Genomic DNA, 16,665 nt, shown 5'->3' on the forward strand with positions numbered 1-16,665 from the left:
TTATATGCAAATCGTTTTTTGAAGCCAAATGCAAAAATTCCATCCGATGAGACAGGGACACGTCACCGTGTCGCTCAGAGAATGGCACAACAAGCCCATTGTATTGTTGTTGCGGTGTCACAACGTCGTTCTTCGGTGACGATTTATGTGAATGATAAAAAGCATGTATTAGCCCCATTACCTACGTTGCTTAATAGAGCGATGCAATCATTGCAGACCATTGAGAAATTTTTAGTTACAATGAATCAGTCTTTGCAAGATTTGACTATTCGCGAATTTCAAGATGTAGTAACTATCTTTGATGTTTGCAAAACAATTCAAAGGACGCAGGTGGTTTTGAGGTTAGCAGATGAACTGAACCCAATTATTCTCGAATTAGGGACTGAAGGTCGGTTAATACAAATGCAATTGAAAGAACTATTAATTCCTGTTCCAGAGGCAGAACTGGTTATTAAAGATTATTACCGTGAACGGACTGGCTTCGATTACAATACTGTGTTGCAAAAGATTCACGAATTATCACAAAATGAATTAATAGACCTCGGAAATATAAGTCAGATTTTAGGTTATAGTGCGAATCTTCGTTCTGTTGATATATATCTAACACCACGTGGTTATCGTATTTTAACAATGACGCATAGATTACCCACAGCATTGATAGAGAATCTTGTAACAAAATTTGGTGGATTTAAACAAATTTTACATGCCTCAAAAGAGGACTTGATGGATGTCGAGGGGATAGGTGATGTCCTTGCGGAACGTATTAGAGGCAGTTTAAATTTATTACGTAGCCAGATGGGATTAGAATTTCGGAGGTAATATGAAAAAAATTCATGAATGTATTATTAGATTGAATAATGAGGTTTCACCTAATCATTACCGCTTGGTATTGCAAAATAAAGATATTCCTATCCATGCTTTGCCGGGGCAATTTGTGATGTTGGAAGTATCTACAGGGTATTATCCATTTCTTAGAAGGCCTATGTCGATTGAGAGAATATTCCATGATGGCATATCAATTTTATATAAAGTCTGCGGAGAAGGGACAAAGATTTTATCAACGTTGTCAGCTGGTGAAAAAATAAATGTGCAGGGACCGTTAGGAAATTCATTCCCTCTTCCAGAAGATAATAAACGTTCTCTAATAGTGGCAGGAGGAATAGGTGTTGCTCCTTTCCCCGCATTGGTAGAAAAAATATTAAATATTAAAGGTATTGCTCCAGAAGTAATTTTAGCGGGAAAGACTTTTAACCATTTGTTATGTGAAAAAGATTTTCGACAAATGGGATGTAAAATCCATTTAGTTACAGAAGATGGGAGTGCTGGTTATAATGGTATGGCAACAGATTTCCTTAAATCATTGGATTTGCCAGAAAATATACTTATTTATACATGTGGTCCTTTACCTATGATAAAAAATGTTCATGAGATATGTAATAAGAATGGGTGGCTATGCTATGCATCATTAGAAGCGGAGATGGCATGCGGTGAAGGTGTTTGTTTGGGTTGTGTTCTTCCAGCAAGGATTGAAGTAGAAAAAGAAATGATGGTTCGTGTTTGTAAAGAAGGGCCTATCTTTGATACACGGATAATTCTGTGGGACAAAATCGGAGAGGAATAATATGAATGTAAACATGAAGGTAACCATTGGAAACTTAACATTAAAAAATCCTGTAACTGTTGCATCAGGTACGTTTGGCTATGGTGAGGAATATTCAGAATACTTTGATATATCTTGTTTAGGTGCGGTAACTGTAAAAAGTTTAACACTTAAACCACGTTTAGGGAATCCACCACCTCGTATTGTGGAGACGCCCGCAGGGATGTTAAATGCAATTGGGCTACAAAATGTGGGACTTGAGGTATATCTTAAGGAAAAACTTCCTTATTTACGGCAAAAGAAATGCACAATTATTGCTAACATCTATGGGACTTCAATACAGGAATATGAGGAATTAGCCGAAAGATTAGAAAAAGAAGGTGGGGCAGATGCTATTGAAATGAATTTGTCTTGTCCAAATGTGCATGATGCACGGAGTAGATATAAATGTCCATTAGTTGCTCAATCGCCAGAATGGGTAGAAAAATACACAATGGCAGTTCGTTCAAAGATAAAACTACCCTTAATTGTAAAACTTTCACCGAACGTTACAGATATTACAGAGCCTGCAATCTCAGCTGAAAAGGGTGGGGCAGATGCTATATCAATAATAAATACATTATTAGGAATGAGTATTGATATAAAGACACAAAAGCCCAAATTAAAAAATGTTGTAGGCGGGTTAAGCGGACCTGCTATTCGACCTGTTGCAGTTAAGATGGTTTGGGATGTAAGTAGAACAGTAAAAATACCAGTGATTGGTATGGGTGGTATTTGTACTGTTAATGATGCGTTAGAATTTATCTTTGCAGGTGCAAAGTTGATAGCTGTTGGTTCCTTTATATTTCGTGACCCCTTAGCACCAATAAAGATAATTCAGGGATTGGAAGAGTATTGCAATTCTCACCGAATTGAAGATATTAATAAATTAATAGGTTCAGTAATTATTAGCTAACACTTAAAATAATTAATAAAGAGGGAAAAATGTCTGAGCGATTAATTTTAGGTTTGGATGTAGATACCATTTCAGAAGTAAAACAAATTGTAAGTATGTGCCCACAATGTCTCTGGTATAAAGTAGGTAGTCAACTTTTTACTCGGTGTGGACATGGGGTCATAACTTTTCTTAAAGAACAGGGGAAAAAAATATTTCTTGACTTAAAATATCATGATATCCCAAATACAGTAAGAAATGCGGTAAAATCTGCTTGTAGTTTAGGAGTAGATATGTTGACTATTCATGCCTTAGGTGGAAGGCAAATGGTTAAGTATGCAAGAGAAGGTGTTGAAGGAACAAATGTTAAAATTATTGCAGTAACCATATTAACAAGCCATACCGAAGAGCAAATTCAGAAAGAATTAGGTATATCTTGGAAATTAGAAGATGCAGTGTATAACCTTGCTAATATGGCTCTAAGTGCTGGTGGACATGGTATAGTATGTTCTCCTGTAGAAATTGCTATTTTAAGGGCAAGGTTAGGAAATGATTTTCTGTTGATTACTCCTGGTGTTCGTCCTACATGGGCATCAGAGACTCATGACCAAGCCCGTGTGATGACTCCAAAAGAGGCAATTCAACGTGGAGCAAATATGTTGGTTTTATCTCGTCCTATATTAAAAGCAGATAACCCAGGACATGCGTTTGACAATATTGTGAAGGAAATTGAACATGACCAATGATGAAGTTATCCAAATTTTTATTCAGCATAAGGCTTTACTAAATGGCCATTTTGTTTATGCGAGTGGAAGACATGGAAATAAATTCCTTCAATTTTCACGCATTTTGCAATATCCGAAAGTAACCGAGCGATTGTGTTCAGAGTTAGCAACGTATTTTAAAGAATTCCATGTTAATTTAGTAGTTGGTCCAGCAACAGGCGGAATTGTTCTTGCATATGAGGTAGCACGACAACTTGGATGTCTGACAGCGTTTCTCGAAAAAGAGCCAGATAAAACAATGGCTATGAAACGTGGCTTTACCTTAGTAAAAGGCTGGAAAGTTATAGTTGTAGAAGATATTACTACGACAGGTGGTTCTGTCAAAAAATGTATAGAACATCTCCAGGGGCGAGGTGCTGAAATTGTCGGAGTTGGTTGTATCGTTAATAGAAATCCAGGTAATGTATTGTTTGATGTGCCTTTTTTCTCATTAGCAGAAATAAATTTAGAAACATGGGAACCAGAAGAATGTCAACTATGTAAAGATGGACAATCTATTACAGAACCAGACAACATCCTTCTTACCTAAAAGATATAATATAAACTTATAGATATAGAGTAGGTTATGAGAAGAAGGGAAGTAACACATAATAGAATCCCCATGAAAATGGTAAAACGTTTAGCAATCCTTGGGGGGAGTAGCGTATATATTCCAGCATTTCTATATGCTGTTATGAAGAACAATTTAAGAATAAAAGAGATTGTATTGATAGGTAGAAATCCCGAAAAACTTGAGATAGTCTCGTCGTTTTGTAAAAGGATGGCTGATAATATAGGTTATCCATTAAAGATAAAAAGTTCGGTTTCAATTGAGGAAGGGATAGAGGATGCTCAAATTATCATAAGTCACATTAGGGTCGGTGGCTTTTTAGCAAGGATTGATTATGAAAAGAGACCTTTAAATTATGACTTGATTGGAGATGAGAGTTTTGGTGCTGGAAGTTTTATGAATGCTGTAAATACACTTCCCATAATGCTTGAAGTTGGAAAAATTATCGCCTTAATAAATCCCGATGCATGGCTAATAAATATGACCAATCCGATGGGGCTTGTTGTTGAAACGTTAACGAGATATGCAAATCTAAAACACGTTATTGGAATATGTGAAACAACAGCAACTTACAAAAGAATTATTTCTGACATATTTAGAGTCCCAGAAAAGCAGGTTCGTATTCAATATATTGGGTTATATCATTTGGGGGTTGTATGTGATGTGTTAATTAATGGTGAAAGTGTTATGGTGGAACTTATCGAGAAAATTGACAAAGAACTCCCAAATCAGTTTGACCATGAACTAATGTCTGTTTTTAATGTTATCCCTTCAAGAGCGTTAAGCATATTTCTTCGAAAAAATGAATACTTAAAAGAGCAACAACGGAAACCACAGTTTCGCTCCGAAATGTTATATGAAAACGAGTCAAAAATTTTGAACATCTATAAAGACGAACAAATAAAAAGTATTCCTGATATTGTATATGAACGGAATCCTATATGGTATGAAGATTTAATTGTTCCACTAATCCGTGATTTGCAAAGTATTTATTCAGAAGAACACATTATTTGTGTGCCAAATAAGGGATATATCCCAGAATTTCCTTATGATACATCCGTAGAAATTCCGTGTGAAATCAGCAGAAACAGATTTAAACCTTCTATGAATACTAAATTGCCAGAAGTCTTTCGTGGTTTGTTACTCACAGCAAAAGAAAGTGATAGATTGATGATTGAATCAGTTATTAATCGGTCTTATGAATATGCACTTAAATCCCTAACAATAAATCCATTTGTGAATTCATATTCTTCTGCTAAATCATTTTTGGATGGGCTTGTAAAGGAAAGAAGAATAAATTGGCGGGAAACGTAACGTTAATTTTTACTGTTTGTTTAAAAGTGCCATGATTAAACAAATTATGAGATAATTAGATTAAATTGAATAATTTTAATGATAATAAAGCAAATAAAAGGATAAAATAAAACATAAAAAGTAAGAAAGGGATGATATGAAATCAAAATGGTTTATAATGTGTTTTTTGATAACAATATTTGTATTTTGTCTATTTTCGGGAGTTATAACAGCACAGAATATAAAAATTACTGGTGACAAGAGTTTGGATGCGTTGTTAAAATCTGACAATCTTGTGACAGTTATATTAAAAAACTCAGGTGCACAAGATGTTAACCTTAAATTAATTGAAGTACATCCCGAGTACTTGGTTTTTGAATCTGAAAAAGAGGAACGAGTGACGTATAAATTAGACCAGATTTCTGAAATTATAATTCAGAAGGAAAAAAGGGAAAAGACATCAGTTCAAATTATGCCAGGTATCACATTGCGGACAGAAGACAGAATGACCGTTGAAAGAGCATGGGTTCGTGTTGAAGAAATTTACAAATCTTCGGAGAGCAATCAGGACTTAAAAGTGGAATGTGCGGTTTTGCTCACTCTTCACAATTCTCAAGAAGCATCAGAATATTTGCAAAAGTTACTCGATGCCAATGAAATATCAACACAATTAGTATCCGCAAGAGGGATATATCTTACAGGAGGACAGGTGCCAACCGCTTTACTTAGAAGCGGTTTGGAGCATGGAAATCGTGCGGTTCGAATCCAATCAACAATATTAAGTGGTTTAGTAGGTTATCGGGATGGTATCCCATCGTTAATGAATATGCTACAGGACAGGTCTGGAGAAATTAGTGGTCCTGCGGCTCGTGCATTAGCAATGTTAGGTGTTCGGGAAATTATTCCTAAATTATTAGAGATGTTATCTTCCCAGAACGAAGATAAGTCAGAATCAGCAGTCTATGCATTTGTAGAATTAGGTGGAGAGGATATAAAAGAACAATTAAGGCAAATCATTCCAAATTTACAAGGGATGGCACAATATCGTGCAATAAAAGCACTTTTCTTTATGAAAGATCCTAACGGAAAAGCGTTACTCTCACAAATATTTGAAGATCAGGTAACATTAAGACCAGAAATTGCTCTTTTACTTGCAAGAGAGCAAGAATGGAAAGCTCAACAATTTTTGAGGACACGATTAACCCGACGAGAAAATCCAACGGATTCTAATTTTATATATCGTGCTCGAGCCATTACCGCTTTATATGAAGGAGGAGACCCGACTGTTTTGCCTCAGTATCAAGAATTAATGCGAGAAGGAAGTCCTGTGGTTCGTAAGGAAGTGTGCAAACTTATATTTAAATTAGGGGATAAGAATTTATTAAAAATATTGCCTTCCTTAATTGAAAATCGGGAACCAGAGGTTGCATTTGAGGCTTGTCGTGCCGCTATTGGTGTAACCTTGCCTGAATACAGAAAAAGATACATTAGATTGAAGGGTGAACTGTGAGTTCAAAGCTTCATCTTGTAATTTATGGTATTGTCCAAGGTGTTGGTTTTCGATATGCGACATACCGTAAAGCAGTGCAATTAGGTTTGAGAGGTTGGGTTCGTAATAAAAAAGATGGAACTGTAGAAGCAGTGTTTGATGGACCTGAAGAAAAAGTGCAAGAGATGTTACTCTGGTGCCATAAAGGACCGCTTGGAGCTAAAGTTAGTCACGTAGATGTCTCTTGGGAAGAAACTTCGGAAAATTATACGACTTTTGAGATTAAATATTAATTTTGGAACTATAACAGTACAATTAACATCAATATATAAACTATTTTATGCTATTTCCAAATTTATAAATATTTTGTAGAGAGAATCCGTCTCTAAATTCAGAGGATAAGTATGAAATTGAAATAAATATATTAGTTGAACCATAATAAATGTCAGATTCAACCTAAGTATATAAAAACCCATCAAAAAGAAAGGAATATCTTATGCAACAGCTTTTAATTTCCTCATTATTTATTTCTCTGGTGTTGTTTGTTTCCGTTATTCTGTTAGGCTCAAAGACATCTTTTGCGGATAACGAATTGTATACTGGAGGTGCTCCCAACGCGGAAGCCATCGGCTGGAAGATTGGTTGTCAGGCATACTCTTTTAATCGGTTTACATTCTTTGAAGCAATCGATAAAGTCGCTTCTATTGGACTTCACTATATCGAAGCATATCCAGGCCAGAAACTATCCAAAGAGACAGGTGATGTCGTGTTTGACCATAATATCTCTCCAGAACTACAACAGAAAGTAAAAGAAAAATTACAGCAAGCAAACGTAAAACTTATAAATTATGGTGTTGTAAACCTTCCGAATAATGAAGAAGAATGCCGTAAGGTATTTGATTTCGCAAAAGCCATGGGGATAGAGACAATTGTATCCGAACCCCCTGCGAATGCAATGCAGCTTGTTGATAAACTGACAGGAGAATATGGTATTAAAGTAGCAATTCATAATCATCCTAAACCTTCTTTATATTGGGATTATAAAAAAGTTCTGGAAGTAACAAAAGATGTGAGTCCACGAATTGGTTCATGTGCCGATACAGGACATTGGATGCGTTCAGGAATTAAACCAATGGAAGCTATTGAGGCATTAGGAACAAGAATCATATCGTTCCATTTAAAAGATTTAGGTGAGTTTGGGAAGAGAGATGCCCATGATGTTATTTGGGGAACAGGACAAGCAGATATAAAGGCAATATTGACATATCTTTATAAACAGGGATTTAAGGGAGTTTTTTCTATTGAATATGAATATAACTGGGAAAATTCACTTCCTGAGATATCTCAATGTGTCAAGTATTTTGATGCTGTGGCGAAAGAACTTTCAGGAAAGTAGAGAACATACCATTACTAATATTCAAAATTGAATGAGGATGGAGGTGTAAGAATACACCTCCATTTTATTTTATGATAAACAATAAAATATTAAGAGGTACTTATGAATAAGATTCTCTTATGGTTATTTGTAATTATTTTGTATATGATACCTACCGCCTTATATACAGAAGATAGTAATCAAACACCTGTATTTAAATCAGGCGAGGAAGGGTATGATACATTTCGGATACCATCATTAATAAAAACAAAGCAAGGTTCACTTATTGCTTTTTGTGAAGGGAGGAAAGACTCCGTCTCAGATAGTGGAAATATTGACCTGATTTGTAGATGGTCGGAAGATGATGGAAATACCTGGGGACCTCTACAAGTAATATGGGATGATGATAAGAACACATGTGGTAATCCCTGTGCTGTGATTGATAGTGAAAGTGGAACGATTATTCTATTAATGACCTGGAATCTTGGAGAAGATTCTGAACCTGAAATTATCGCGGGAAAATCAAAAGATACACGTCGTGTATTTATTTCACGTTCAGTAGATGACGGTCAAACATGGACAAAGCCAGAGGAAATAACCTCCTCTACTAAGCATGCAGACTGGACCTGGTATGCTACAGGGCCTGGAATAGGTATACAACTGGAAAGTAACCTATACAAGAATAGAATTATCATTCCTTGTGACCATGCCAATAAAAAAGATAATCAATGGTACTCACATGTTATATTTTCAGATGATGGAGGGAAAACATGGAACTATAGCCAGCCAATAGGACCTAAGCAAAACGAGTGTCAGGTTGTAGAAATTCAAGATGGCAAATTATTGTTGAACATGCGGAATTACAATCGTGAATATCCATGTAGAGCCATCTCAATAAGTTCAGACGGGGGAACTCATTGGGGAGATATTAATTACGATTTAACACTTGTAGAGCCCGTATGTCAAGCAAGCTTGATTAAACATAAAAGGAATGATAAAGAATATCTTGCTTTTTCTAACCCTGCAGACAAAAAAGAACGAATTAATATGACTGTAAGAATAAGCGATGATTATGGCAAAACATGGAAATACAATCAATTAGTATATTCAGGTCCTTCTGCTTATTCCTGTCTTTGTTCCTTAAATAAGAATGAAATAGGGATTTTATTTGAATGTGGAATGAAAAATCCTTATGAACAAATTGTTTTTAAGAAATTAAATATTCGGTCTCTTATTAAGGAAGATTAACAAACAAAAAGGAAAAGAGTCATGGATATGAAATTGAGACAATTAGGGGAGAGTGATATCTATATTACTCCTTTGGGGTTAGGATGTTGGCAGTTTAGTAATCAAATTGGGTTTGCTGGAAAGTTCTGGCCATCATTAAAAGAAGTTCCGAGTGATGATATTATCCGTGTAACCTGGGAACAGGGCATTAATTGGTTTGATACTGCTGAAATGTACGGTTGGGGCGTTTCAGAGCAATGTGTAGCAAATGGATTGAAAAGAATTAATGTTCCGCCAGAAAAGGTTATAATTGCAACAAAATGGCACCCTGTTGCTCGACGTGCCTCGAGGATGTTTCATTCTATCGAAGAGCAAATTCAGCGGTTGTCTCCATATAAAATTACCCTCTATCAAATTCATTCACCTACGTCATTATCAAGTATTAAGTCTGAAATGGAAGTAATGGCAGAGTTGATAAAGTCAAAATATATTCAGGTTGCTGGAGTTAGCAACTATACTGCAAGTCAAATGAAAAAAGCACATACATATCTCGAAAAGTTTGGTTTTCCACTGGTATCAAATCAGGTACATTACAGTTTACTTCACCGTCGCATTGAAAAAAATGGTATTTTAAGAACAGCTAAAGAACTTGGTATGACTATTATTGCATATTCGCCATTAGAGCAGGGTTTATTAACAGGAAAATTTCATGAAAATCCAGACCTTATTAAAACAAGGGTAGGTTGGAGAAAATATTTTCCATTATATCGCCCTGCGGGTTTGCAAAAAACGAAGCCTGTGATAGATACATTAAGAAAAATAGCAGAACGGCATGGTGTTACACCGTCGCAGGTTGCACTTAACTGGTTAATACATTTTCATGGGGAACGAGTAGTTGCTATTCCTGGGGCTACAAAAATTGAACAGTCAGAACAAAATGTAGGAGCGTTAAAATTTCAACTATCAGATTCGGAAATGGATGAGATTGATAAAGTATCTCAACCTTTTATTTAATCGAAGTATTTTTTGAACTACCCATAAACATAAGAATTGTCATTGAAAATAGAATAACAATAAAATCGGATACCCATGTTTGTACCCGTGTTACTGCACAAGAACAACCGCGTCTAATTTGTGAGCCACATGTCTGTAGTTTTTTTATTGCCTCTTGTAATTCTTCTTTCGTTAGTTGTTCATCTTGATTTGAATCAAATGAGAGAAATACATCTAAACTTAATCCCTCAATTAAATTTTGTGCTTCCTGCAATGTTAGAAAGCCATCTCCGTTTGCGTCCATAGAATCAAAATTATCGTACATTGCGTACGCAAAATCTATTGGTTTATCTACTTTGGGTATATTAACGTTTTGAACACTTAATGTTATTAATAAAACAATACAGATTCCCATAATTATTTTCCTTATAGATTACATTATAATGTTATACTACATCCGTTAATTTTAGTGATGTCAGGATAAATTAAGCAAATTATCAATATCATGAAAAATACATTGAGAAATAATAACAGCAGTCATCATAATAAAACAGCGGTTATCATCCCCTGTTATAATGCTGGAAATAGGTTAAAAAAAGTTGTTGAAGCTACCTTAAAATTTCCAGTAGATGTGTTTGTTGTTGATGATGGTTCAACCGACAATTGTATAGATACAATTATTCAGTTGCCTTTACATATTATATCTTTACCCCAAAATCGGGGGAAAGGCTTTGCTATTATTGAGGGCTTAAAAACGTCTTTGACTTCTAAGGATTATGAGATATTTTGTTTTTTAGATGCGGATGGACAGCATAATCCTGAACTTTTGCCTATGTTTATAAAAATGTGGGAGGAACACAAATATGACATTATCATCGGCCAAAGAAGTTTTAAACCAGGACAAGTTCCGTTGGCAAGTAAGATAGGCAATTATTTTACCCATTTTATCCTACGTATCTTGGTGAAATGCCCTGTTTCAGATACACAATGTGGTTTTCGACTGTATTCTCGTGCATTCGCTGAAGAAATTATTCAATGCGTCAAGCCAGGACGGTATGAAACAGAAACATTAATATTATTGTTGGCAATTCAAAAGGAAAAAACAATAGGGACTATTCCTATTCCTTCTATTTATGAAGACAAAAATCGCTCATCCCATTTCAGAAAAGTTTACGATTCTTTTAGAATCCTTAGTGCAATCATTAAATATTCATTTATGAATTTATTTAAATAAAGTGTACAAATCAGTTTCTGAAAAAATCTAATGTCTCACGATAGAATGTGTTACCCATCATTGCTGTCATGTGGTCTCTCCCTTTAAGGAAAATACACCGTGCATTTTTCATATGTTTTTCGAGTTCTTCCACCCCTTTACTTAATGGGTCTTTATCACCCACAATTACAAGTGTCGGAACGTGGTTATTTCTTAAAGAATCTTCCGTTACAGCCATTTCTGGAAATTGTTTCATCACATCAGCCATTGCTTTTGAATCGGACATCATGTTTAATCCAAAATCTAACAATTTAATACGCCATTTTGGTGGTTCTTTTCTCCCTGGTTCTAATGCTTTGGTTAGGGGGTAGTATCCTTTTCCATTTTCTAAAGATTCTACCAGTTCCATAAGGATTTTTATATTATCTCCATCCACTTTTTCATATCCAGCTCCCCCAACAACAGCTTTGATTACACGTTCTGGATACATTGTTAAAAGTTTTAATGTTGTAAAACCTCCCATCGAATAGCCCATAATATACGCTTTGGGAATATTTAAATGGTCCAGTAATCGGATAACATCATTTACCATTTCTAATCCATATTTGTTTGGTTCAGAGGGTTTGCCACTTAATCCATGTCCACGATGGTCAAAAGAAATAACAGTAAAATGTTTCCTTAATTTTTTTATCATCCCATTCCACCTCCAATTTAAGTCTGCATTAACTGCATATCCATGAATTAAAACTAATGGCGGTCCGTTACCCTCAACACGATAATGTATTTTGCATCCGTTGGAATCAAAATATTCTCCTTTTACCCGATACTTTAATAAAAATAGAACCAGAAAAATACCAATTATAATTAATAAAATAAAAGAGAGGAGAATTATTAAAAAAATCGTCATATTGTGGTCTCCTTTTAGTTAGGGTTATTTTTAGTTATAAAATTTTCTACTGATGAGGCAAATTTCTTTTTGAGTAAGGTTGTCAAATGTGTCCCACCTTCTATCCAAACAACGTCATCATTAGGTAAGACAGTACTTAACTCATTTATTGTTTTGCACATCGGGTCTGCAGTTCCACCAATAAGTAATATTGGCACTTGGCAAGCCGAAAGGTCATTTTCCTCTACTTCAAGTGCGGTAACACTTTCTAATAAGTCGGCTATGGCATCCAAATCATTAGTCTTTTTGGCATAACAATTGGCAAATGCAATTGAAATTCTACCGAATCCTTTTTTCTCCATACCTACCAGTTCAAATAAAGGTGTGCAGTCCTTTTTTTCACGCATAGCATTATATATACGTTTTAACTTTTCTATATTTTCTTCCGATTGTTTCTCCCAACCAGCACCTGCTACTGTTACAGAATATGCTCTTTCAGGATAAAGTGTCGCAAATTTTAATGCGATGAAGCCTCCAAGCGAGTACCCGACAATATGTGCTTTTTGTATCTTTAAAGAATCCATAATTCTTCGAACATCCTCTACTAAGTTTAATCCATAATTTTCAACACCATACACAACTTCTGATTTGCCATGCCCACGTAAATCAAATGCAATGACATGATATTTTCTTGATAATTTTTTTGTAATCCCTGGTAACCGCCAATTTAGGTCTGCATTTGCAAGAATTCCATGAATAAGAATTACAGGTGTTCCTTGTCCTTTTTCTAAATAATGAAATGTAATGTCATTATTTAGGTAATGCCCTTGTTGTTGATGGAAGATAGCACAGCTTATGTTTATGATTGAAGTTAGGACTACTATTATGCTTAATTTTATGGTAAATCCTGAATTTTTAATATCTATTTTTGAAAATAAATCATCAAAATTCATATCATTTAACCCTTAAAATAATTTAATGTATAGATTTAGTAATGTAGTTTTTTATGTTATCATATCTGTTAGTATTTTTTGTAATATGAAGTATCTTTCTCCATATTTATATATGCTTGGAGCCTCATTTTGCTTTTCAATCATGTCGATTTGTGGAAGTTTAATTGGGGATAGCCTTTCTTGGATTGCGATTTCATTTTTTAGAATCCTTCCTACATTTATTTTTATTTTGATTTTTGCGTTGCTTATAGGAGAAAAACCCATTTTAATTGGTTCTTTTTCTTTATGGCTACGTAGTATTTTTGGGACTGTTGCATTACTTTGTACCTTTTATTCCTTATCCCATTTACATGCTACTGACACAGTTACTATTTTTGCTACAACCCCTATTTGGATAGGATTTATTATGGCAATTGTTTTCAAAGACAAAGCACCTCCGTTACTTTGGGTTTTTGTTATATCTACATTTATAGGAATATGCATAATAGAAAGACCACAATTTCAAGGCAATGTTATTCCTATATTTATTGCATTTATAGGTGCTATATGTGCAGGTTCTGCTATGGTTAGCTTAAGTTTCTGTGGAAAAATTACACCGATTACCGTTGTATCCCATTACAGTATGGTAGCAGTGATAACGAGTTTTATCCTTTTTTGCTTTTACTGCTCTCAATTTTCTAACATAATAGTCATAATGAAAAAATATTACCTCTTGCTTATAGTGATAGGAGTAAGTGGAACAGTAGGTCAAATTTTTTTAACAAATGCTTATGGTAATGGGAAACCACAGTGGATTTCTATTTTAGGATTAAGTCAAGTTTTAATCACTATGATGATTGAATTGTTTTTAAATCGAATGAAAGTGGATATATATCATTTGATTGGGATGATAATGGTATTATTCTCTATATCTTGTGTTATTTGGATAAAACCATTAAATAAAAATATATCCAAACCTATTTAGATTAAAAACTATAAATAAAAATAAAACTTAACAAAATGTCAAACATAAAGATGAATATGAAAGATAATAAAAAAGGAGAACCACTTTCTCTGTTGTGGGTGACAGATATACATTTAGACCATCTCCCACCTGAAAAAGGCTCTGCTTTTATTCGCGAAATAGCTGAGAAGAAACCTTCGTTAGTTGTTATAACGGGGGATATTTCGACTGCTGAGACAGTAGATAAGTGGTTATTATATATAGACCGTGTTTTTACGTGTCCCGTGTACTTTGTATTAGGTAATCATGATTATTATCATGGGTCAATAGAACAAGTTCGGCAAAAGGTCAGGCAGATTACGAGATACTCTCAGCGTGTTCGATGGTTACCAGAAGTGGGTATTGTTACATTAACCCCTAACACGGTACTTATAGGCTGTGATGGTTGGGGAGATGCGAGGCTTGGTGATTTTGACCATGCAGAAACGAAAATGAGTGACTATCTATTTATTAAAGAACTCATTGGGCTTGACCGTCCTCGAATTAAGCAGGTTATTCAGGCTATCGGTGCCGAGTCTGCTCGATATTTAGCTAAATTACTGCCTGAGGCGATGAGCCGTGCTCAGTATATAATAATTGCAACCCATGTTCCTCCTTTTGCTGAAGCATGCTGGCATCAAGGTCGCAGAGGGGATGCAAAATGGTTGCCAAACTATACATGTGGTGCCTTAGGAGAGGTTATTCAATCATCTGCTATGAACAGTATGTATCATCAATTTCTGGTTCTATGTGGACATACTCACGGGTATGCTGATGTACATATCCTACCTAATTTACATATTAAAGTAGGTGAAGTGGAGTACGGTAAACCAATTGTTCAGGATATAATTACAGTTTATTAAAAAGGGTATTTTAAGGTAGTACCTTTAAGTAATTGCAATTACTAAAATGATAAAGCATAGGGAATTGCAGAAAGGCATTCCGCAACATATCGATTTACAGGTGCCCTACCTTCATACCTTATAAATTCTACATGCCCGTCTAAATATAGCACATTACAACCACCAGGAATATGATTGAAATATTGTGTTTTACTTCCAGTAGCCAAAATATCAAACATAATCCACACGCTACTTTGTGCTTGTGCTTTACTGGAAGGATTGTTAATGTCCGTAATTAAAAATCTTTCAATACCTTCACGTAAGCGGTAAATAATATCTCCACCAGCATTCCCATTTGGAAACATTCCAGGGATGTCTTTATCAGCCACACTATAATTATGAGCCATAGCTCCTTGCATTGCGGTATAGGCTAATCCATTCCATAATTGAGCACTACCTTCTTTTGACGGTGCAAAAGGAGTTAAATTTGTTTTTGGGTCAGTTAACTCACAGCGGTCAAAAACCCAACCTGTATAAATATAACTATTCACCCCGAGTCGTACACCTGCGGAATGTAAAAGATGCCCAGTACCATCATCACAGGCATAGTTAATCATCCAATCACCTTTCGAGTTTTTTAAGTTATTTACGGTCACTTTTGAATTAGAAGGACAAACAAGAATAGCTGGGTCGGTAAGATATTCAGGATAAATATCAGATATTCTCGGATTTAAACCATAAACGTAATTCGTGGCTCCAGTAGGGGTAAGAGTCTCACAGTCATATAATGATTCCATGTTAATCAATACCATAGGAAATCGTTCTCCCTTAGCCTCTCCTGCATACATTTTTAGGATGATACCCCATTGTTTAAGATTGTTCTGACAGCTGGAACGGCGTGCCGCTTCACGTGCTCGCGCTAATGCTGGTAATAAAATTGCCGCCAATATACCGATAATCGCAATAACTACCAGTAGTTCTATAAGAGTAAAACCATATTTTTTCATTTCAAACACCTCCTAATGATTTGTAAGATAAAATAGTTAACTAAAGAAAGAGTAAGATTGAGTATTTAGAATTTTAGACAGGATGAATAGGGAGGTTTAATAATTTGGGGGACCCCGTCTGGAGTAAGGTTCATGAAAAATTTTTAAATAACATACCTTTGGTTTATGGGAACATGTGTTATCCCAAATTTGATATAAAAGATAAGATATAAAAACAGAGAAGATTAATAAGGGAGTAAACATTAGAATTCTAAAAGGACCTTTTCCCTCAGCTCCCCCAAAGGATTTTTTCCAAATTCCAGGAGCAATGCCGTGTAACACAGCAATGATAAGATATAGTGCGATTATAAAACTGAGAATTTTTGTAATTGTTCTATTTCGAAGGGGCATGTTTCCTTCCAAAGATTTGCAGTAGGTATTCGATATTATTTCAATGATGCATAGTTGCCATTTAAATTTTAAACACTTTTGTGAGTTTTATGCAAATGGAATCTTTAATTGGTTCTTCTTAAAGGTGAAGGCAAATCATGAATAAT

At 35.1% G+C, this 16,665-nt stretch carries 18 protein-coding genes; 14 read left to right on the forward strand and 4 right to left on the reverse strand.

Features of this window, described 5'->3' with window-relative positions:
* The 11 genes from disA to PLJ10_01385 all read left to right on the forward strand — a co-directional run.
* Nucleotides 1-819 (forward strand): DNA integrity scanning diadenylate cyclase DisA (gene disA, locus PLJ10_01335; protein ID HOK08285.1); only part of this gene is annotated, 819 nt, incomplete at its 5' end.
* A 1-nt stretch (nt 820) separates the two neighbouring features.
* Nucleotides 821-1,621, forward strand: a complete 801-nt coding sequence (locus PLJ10_01340; protein ID HOK08286.1) for a dihydroorotate dehydrogenase electron transfer subunit — start codon at nt 821-823, stop codon at nt 1,619-1,621.
* A 1-nt stretch (nt 1,622) separates the two neighbouring features.
* The gene (locus tag PLJ10_01345; GenBank protein HOK08287.1) at nt 1,623-2,555 is read left to right on the forward strand and encodes a dihydroorotate dehydrogenase; all 933 of its coding nucleotides are present in this window, start codon (nt 1,623-1,625) and stop codon (nt 2,553-2,555) included.
* Nucleotides 2,556-2,584: 29 nt separating this feature from the next.
* Entirely contained in the window at nt 2,585-3,280 is a 696-nt protein-coding gene (pyrF, locus tag PLJ10_01350) for an orotidine-5'-phosphate decarboxylase (GenBank protein HOK08288.1), read from the forward strand.
* Nucleotides 3,270-3,848, forward strand: a complete 579-nt coding sequence (pyrE, locus tag PLJ10_01355; GenBank protein HOK08289.1) for an orotate phosphoribosyltransferase — start codon at nt 3,270-3,272, stop codon at nt 3,846-3,848. Before pyrF ends, pyrE begins: the two co-directional genes overlap by 11 nt.
* A gap of 36 nt (nt 3,849-3,884) precedes the next feature.
* Nucleotides 3,885-5,183 carry a hypothetical protein gene (locus tag PLJ10_01360; protein HOK08290.1) on the forward strand — a complete coding sequence of 433 codons (1,299 nt, stop codon included), beginning with the start codon at nt 3,885-3,887 and terminating at the stop codon, nt 5,181-5,183.
* A gap of 136 nt (nt 5,184-5,319) precedes the next feature.
* Nucleotides 5,320-6,672 carry a hypothetical protein gene (locus PLJ10_01365; protein ID HOK08291.1) on the forward strand — a complete coding sequence of 451 codons (1,353 nt, stop codon included), beginning with the start codon at nt 5,320-5,322 and terminating at the stop codon, nt 6,670-6,672.
* Nucleotides 6,669-6,944, forward strand: a complete 276-nt coding sequence (locus PLJ10_01370; GenBank protein ID HOK08292.1) for an acylphosphatase — start codon at nt 6,669-6,671, stop codon at nt 6,942-6,944. Before PLJ10_01365 ends, PLJ10_01370 begins: the two co-directional genes overlap by 4 nt.
* A 203-nt stretch (nt 6,945-7,147) precedes the next feature.
* Nucleotides 7,148-8,047, forward strand: a complete 900-nt coding sequence (locus PLJ10_01375) for a sugar phosphate isomerase/epimerase (GenBank protein ID HOK08293.1) — start codon at nt 7,148-7,150, stop codon at nt 8,045-8,047.
* 102 nt (nt 8,048-8,149) lie between these two features.
* On the forward strand, nt 8,150-9,274 hold the full coding sequence (locus PLJ10_01380; protein ID HOK08294.1) for a sialidase family protein: 1,125 nt from the start codon (nt 8,150-8,152) through the stop codon (nt 9,272-9,274).
* A gap of 21 nt (nt 9,275-9,295) precedes the next feature.
* Entirely contained in the window at nt 9,296-10,267 is a 972-nt protein-coding gene (locus PLJ10_01385; protein ID HOK08295.1) for an aldo/keto reductase, read from the forward strand.
* Here the strand turns inward: PLJ10_01385 and PLJ10_01390 are convergent.
* Nucleotides 10,260-10,661 (reverse strand): hypothetical protein, encoded by a 402-nt coding sequence (locus PLJ10_01390; GenBank protein HOK08296.1) that lies wholly within the window; start codon nt 10,659-10,661, stop codon nt 10,260-10,262. The two genes, PLJ10_01385 and PLJ10_01390, sit on opposite strands and share 8 nt — an antisense overlap.
* Before the next feature lie 90 nt (nt 10,662-10,751).
* Here PLJ10_01390 and PLJ10_01395 point away from each other — a divergent pair, with 90 nt between their 5' ends.
* A complete protein-coding gene (locus PLJ10_01395; GenBank protein ID HOK08297.1) occupies nt 10,752-11,480 on the forward strand; it encodes a glycosyltransferase family 2 protein in 729 nt (242 codons plus the stop codon).
* A gap of 10 nt (nt 11,481-11,490) precedes the next feature.
* On the opposite strand, the gene PLJ10_01400 is transcribed toward PLJ10_01395, so the two are convergent.
* A complete protein-coding gene (locus tag PLJ10_01400) occupies nt 11,491-12,366 on the reverse strand; it encodes an alpha/beta hydrolase (GenBank protein ID HOK08298.1) in 876 nt (291 codons plus the stop codon).
* Nucleotides 12,367-12,380: 14 nt separating this feature from the next.
* The gene (locus PLJ10_01405) at nt 12,381-13,298 is read right to left on the reverse strand and encodes an alpha/beta hydrolase (GenBank protein ID HOK08299.1); all 918 of its coding nucleotides are present in this window, start codon (nt 13,296-13,298) and stop codon (nt 12,381-12,383) included.
* A gap of 85 nt (nt 13,299-13,383) precedes the next feature.
* Between PLJ10_01405 and PLJ10_01410 the strand changes: the two genes are divergently transcribed.
* Both PLJ10_01410 and PLJ10_01415 read left to right on the forward strand, forming a co-directional pair.
* Nucleotides 13,384-14,262, forward strand: a complete 879-nt coding sequence (locus PLJ10_01410) for a DMT family transporter (protein ID HOK08300.1) — start codon at nt 13,384-13,386, stop codon at nt 14,260-14,262.
* Between the two features lie 56 nt (nt 14,263-14,318).
* Nucleotides 14,319-15,143: a metallophosphoesterase gene (locus PLJ10_01415; GenBank protein HOK08301.1), complete on the forward strand. Its 825-nt coding sequence runs from the start codon at nt 14,319-14,321 to the stop codon at nt 15,141-15,143.
* Between the two features lie 41 nt (nt 15,144-15,184).
* On the opposite strand, the gene PLJ10_01420 is transcribed toward PLJ10_01415, so the two are convergent.
* A complete protein-coding gene (locus PLJ10_01420) occupies nt 15,185-16,129 on the reverse strand; it encodes a DUF1559 domain-containing protein (protein ID HOK08302.1) in 945 nt (314 codons plus the stop codon).
* Nucleotides 16,130-16,665 lie beyond the last annotated feature (536 nt).

The organism is Candidatus Hydrogenedens sp., from assembly GCA_035361075.1.
Classification (GTDB): Bacteria; Hydrogenedentota; Hydrogenedentia; order Hydrogenedentales; family Hydrogenedentaceae; genus Hydrogenedens.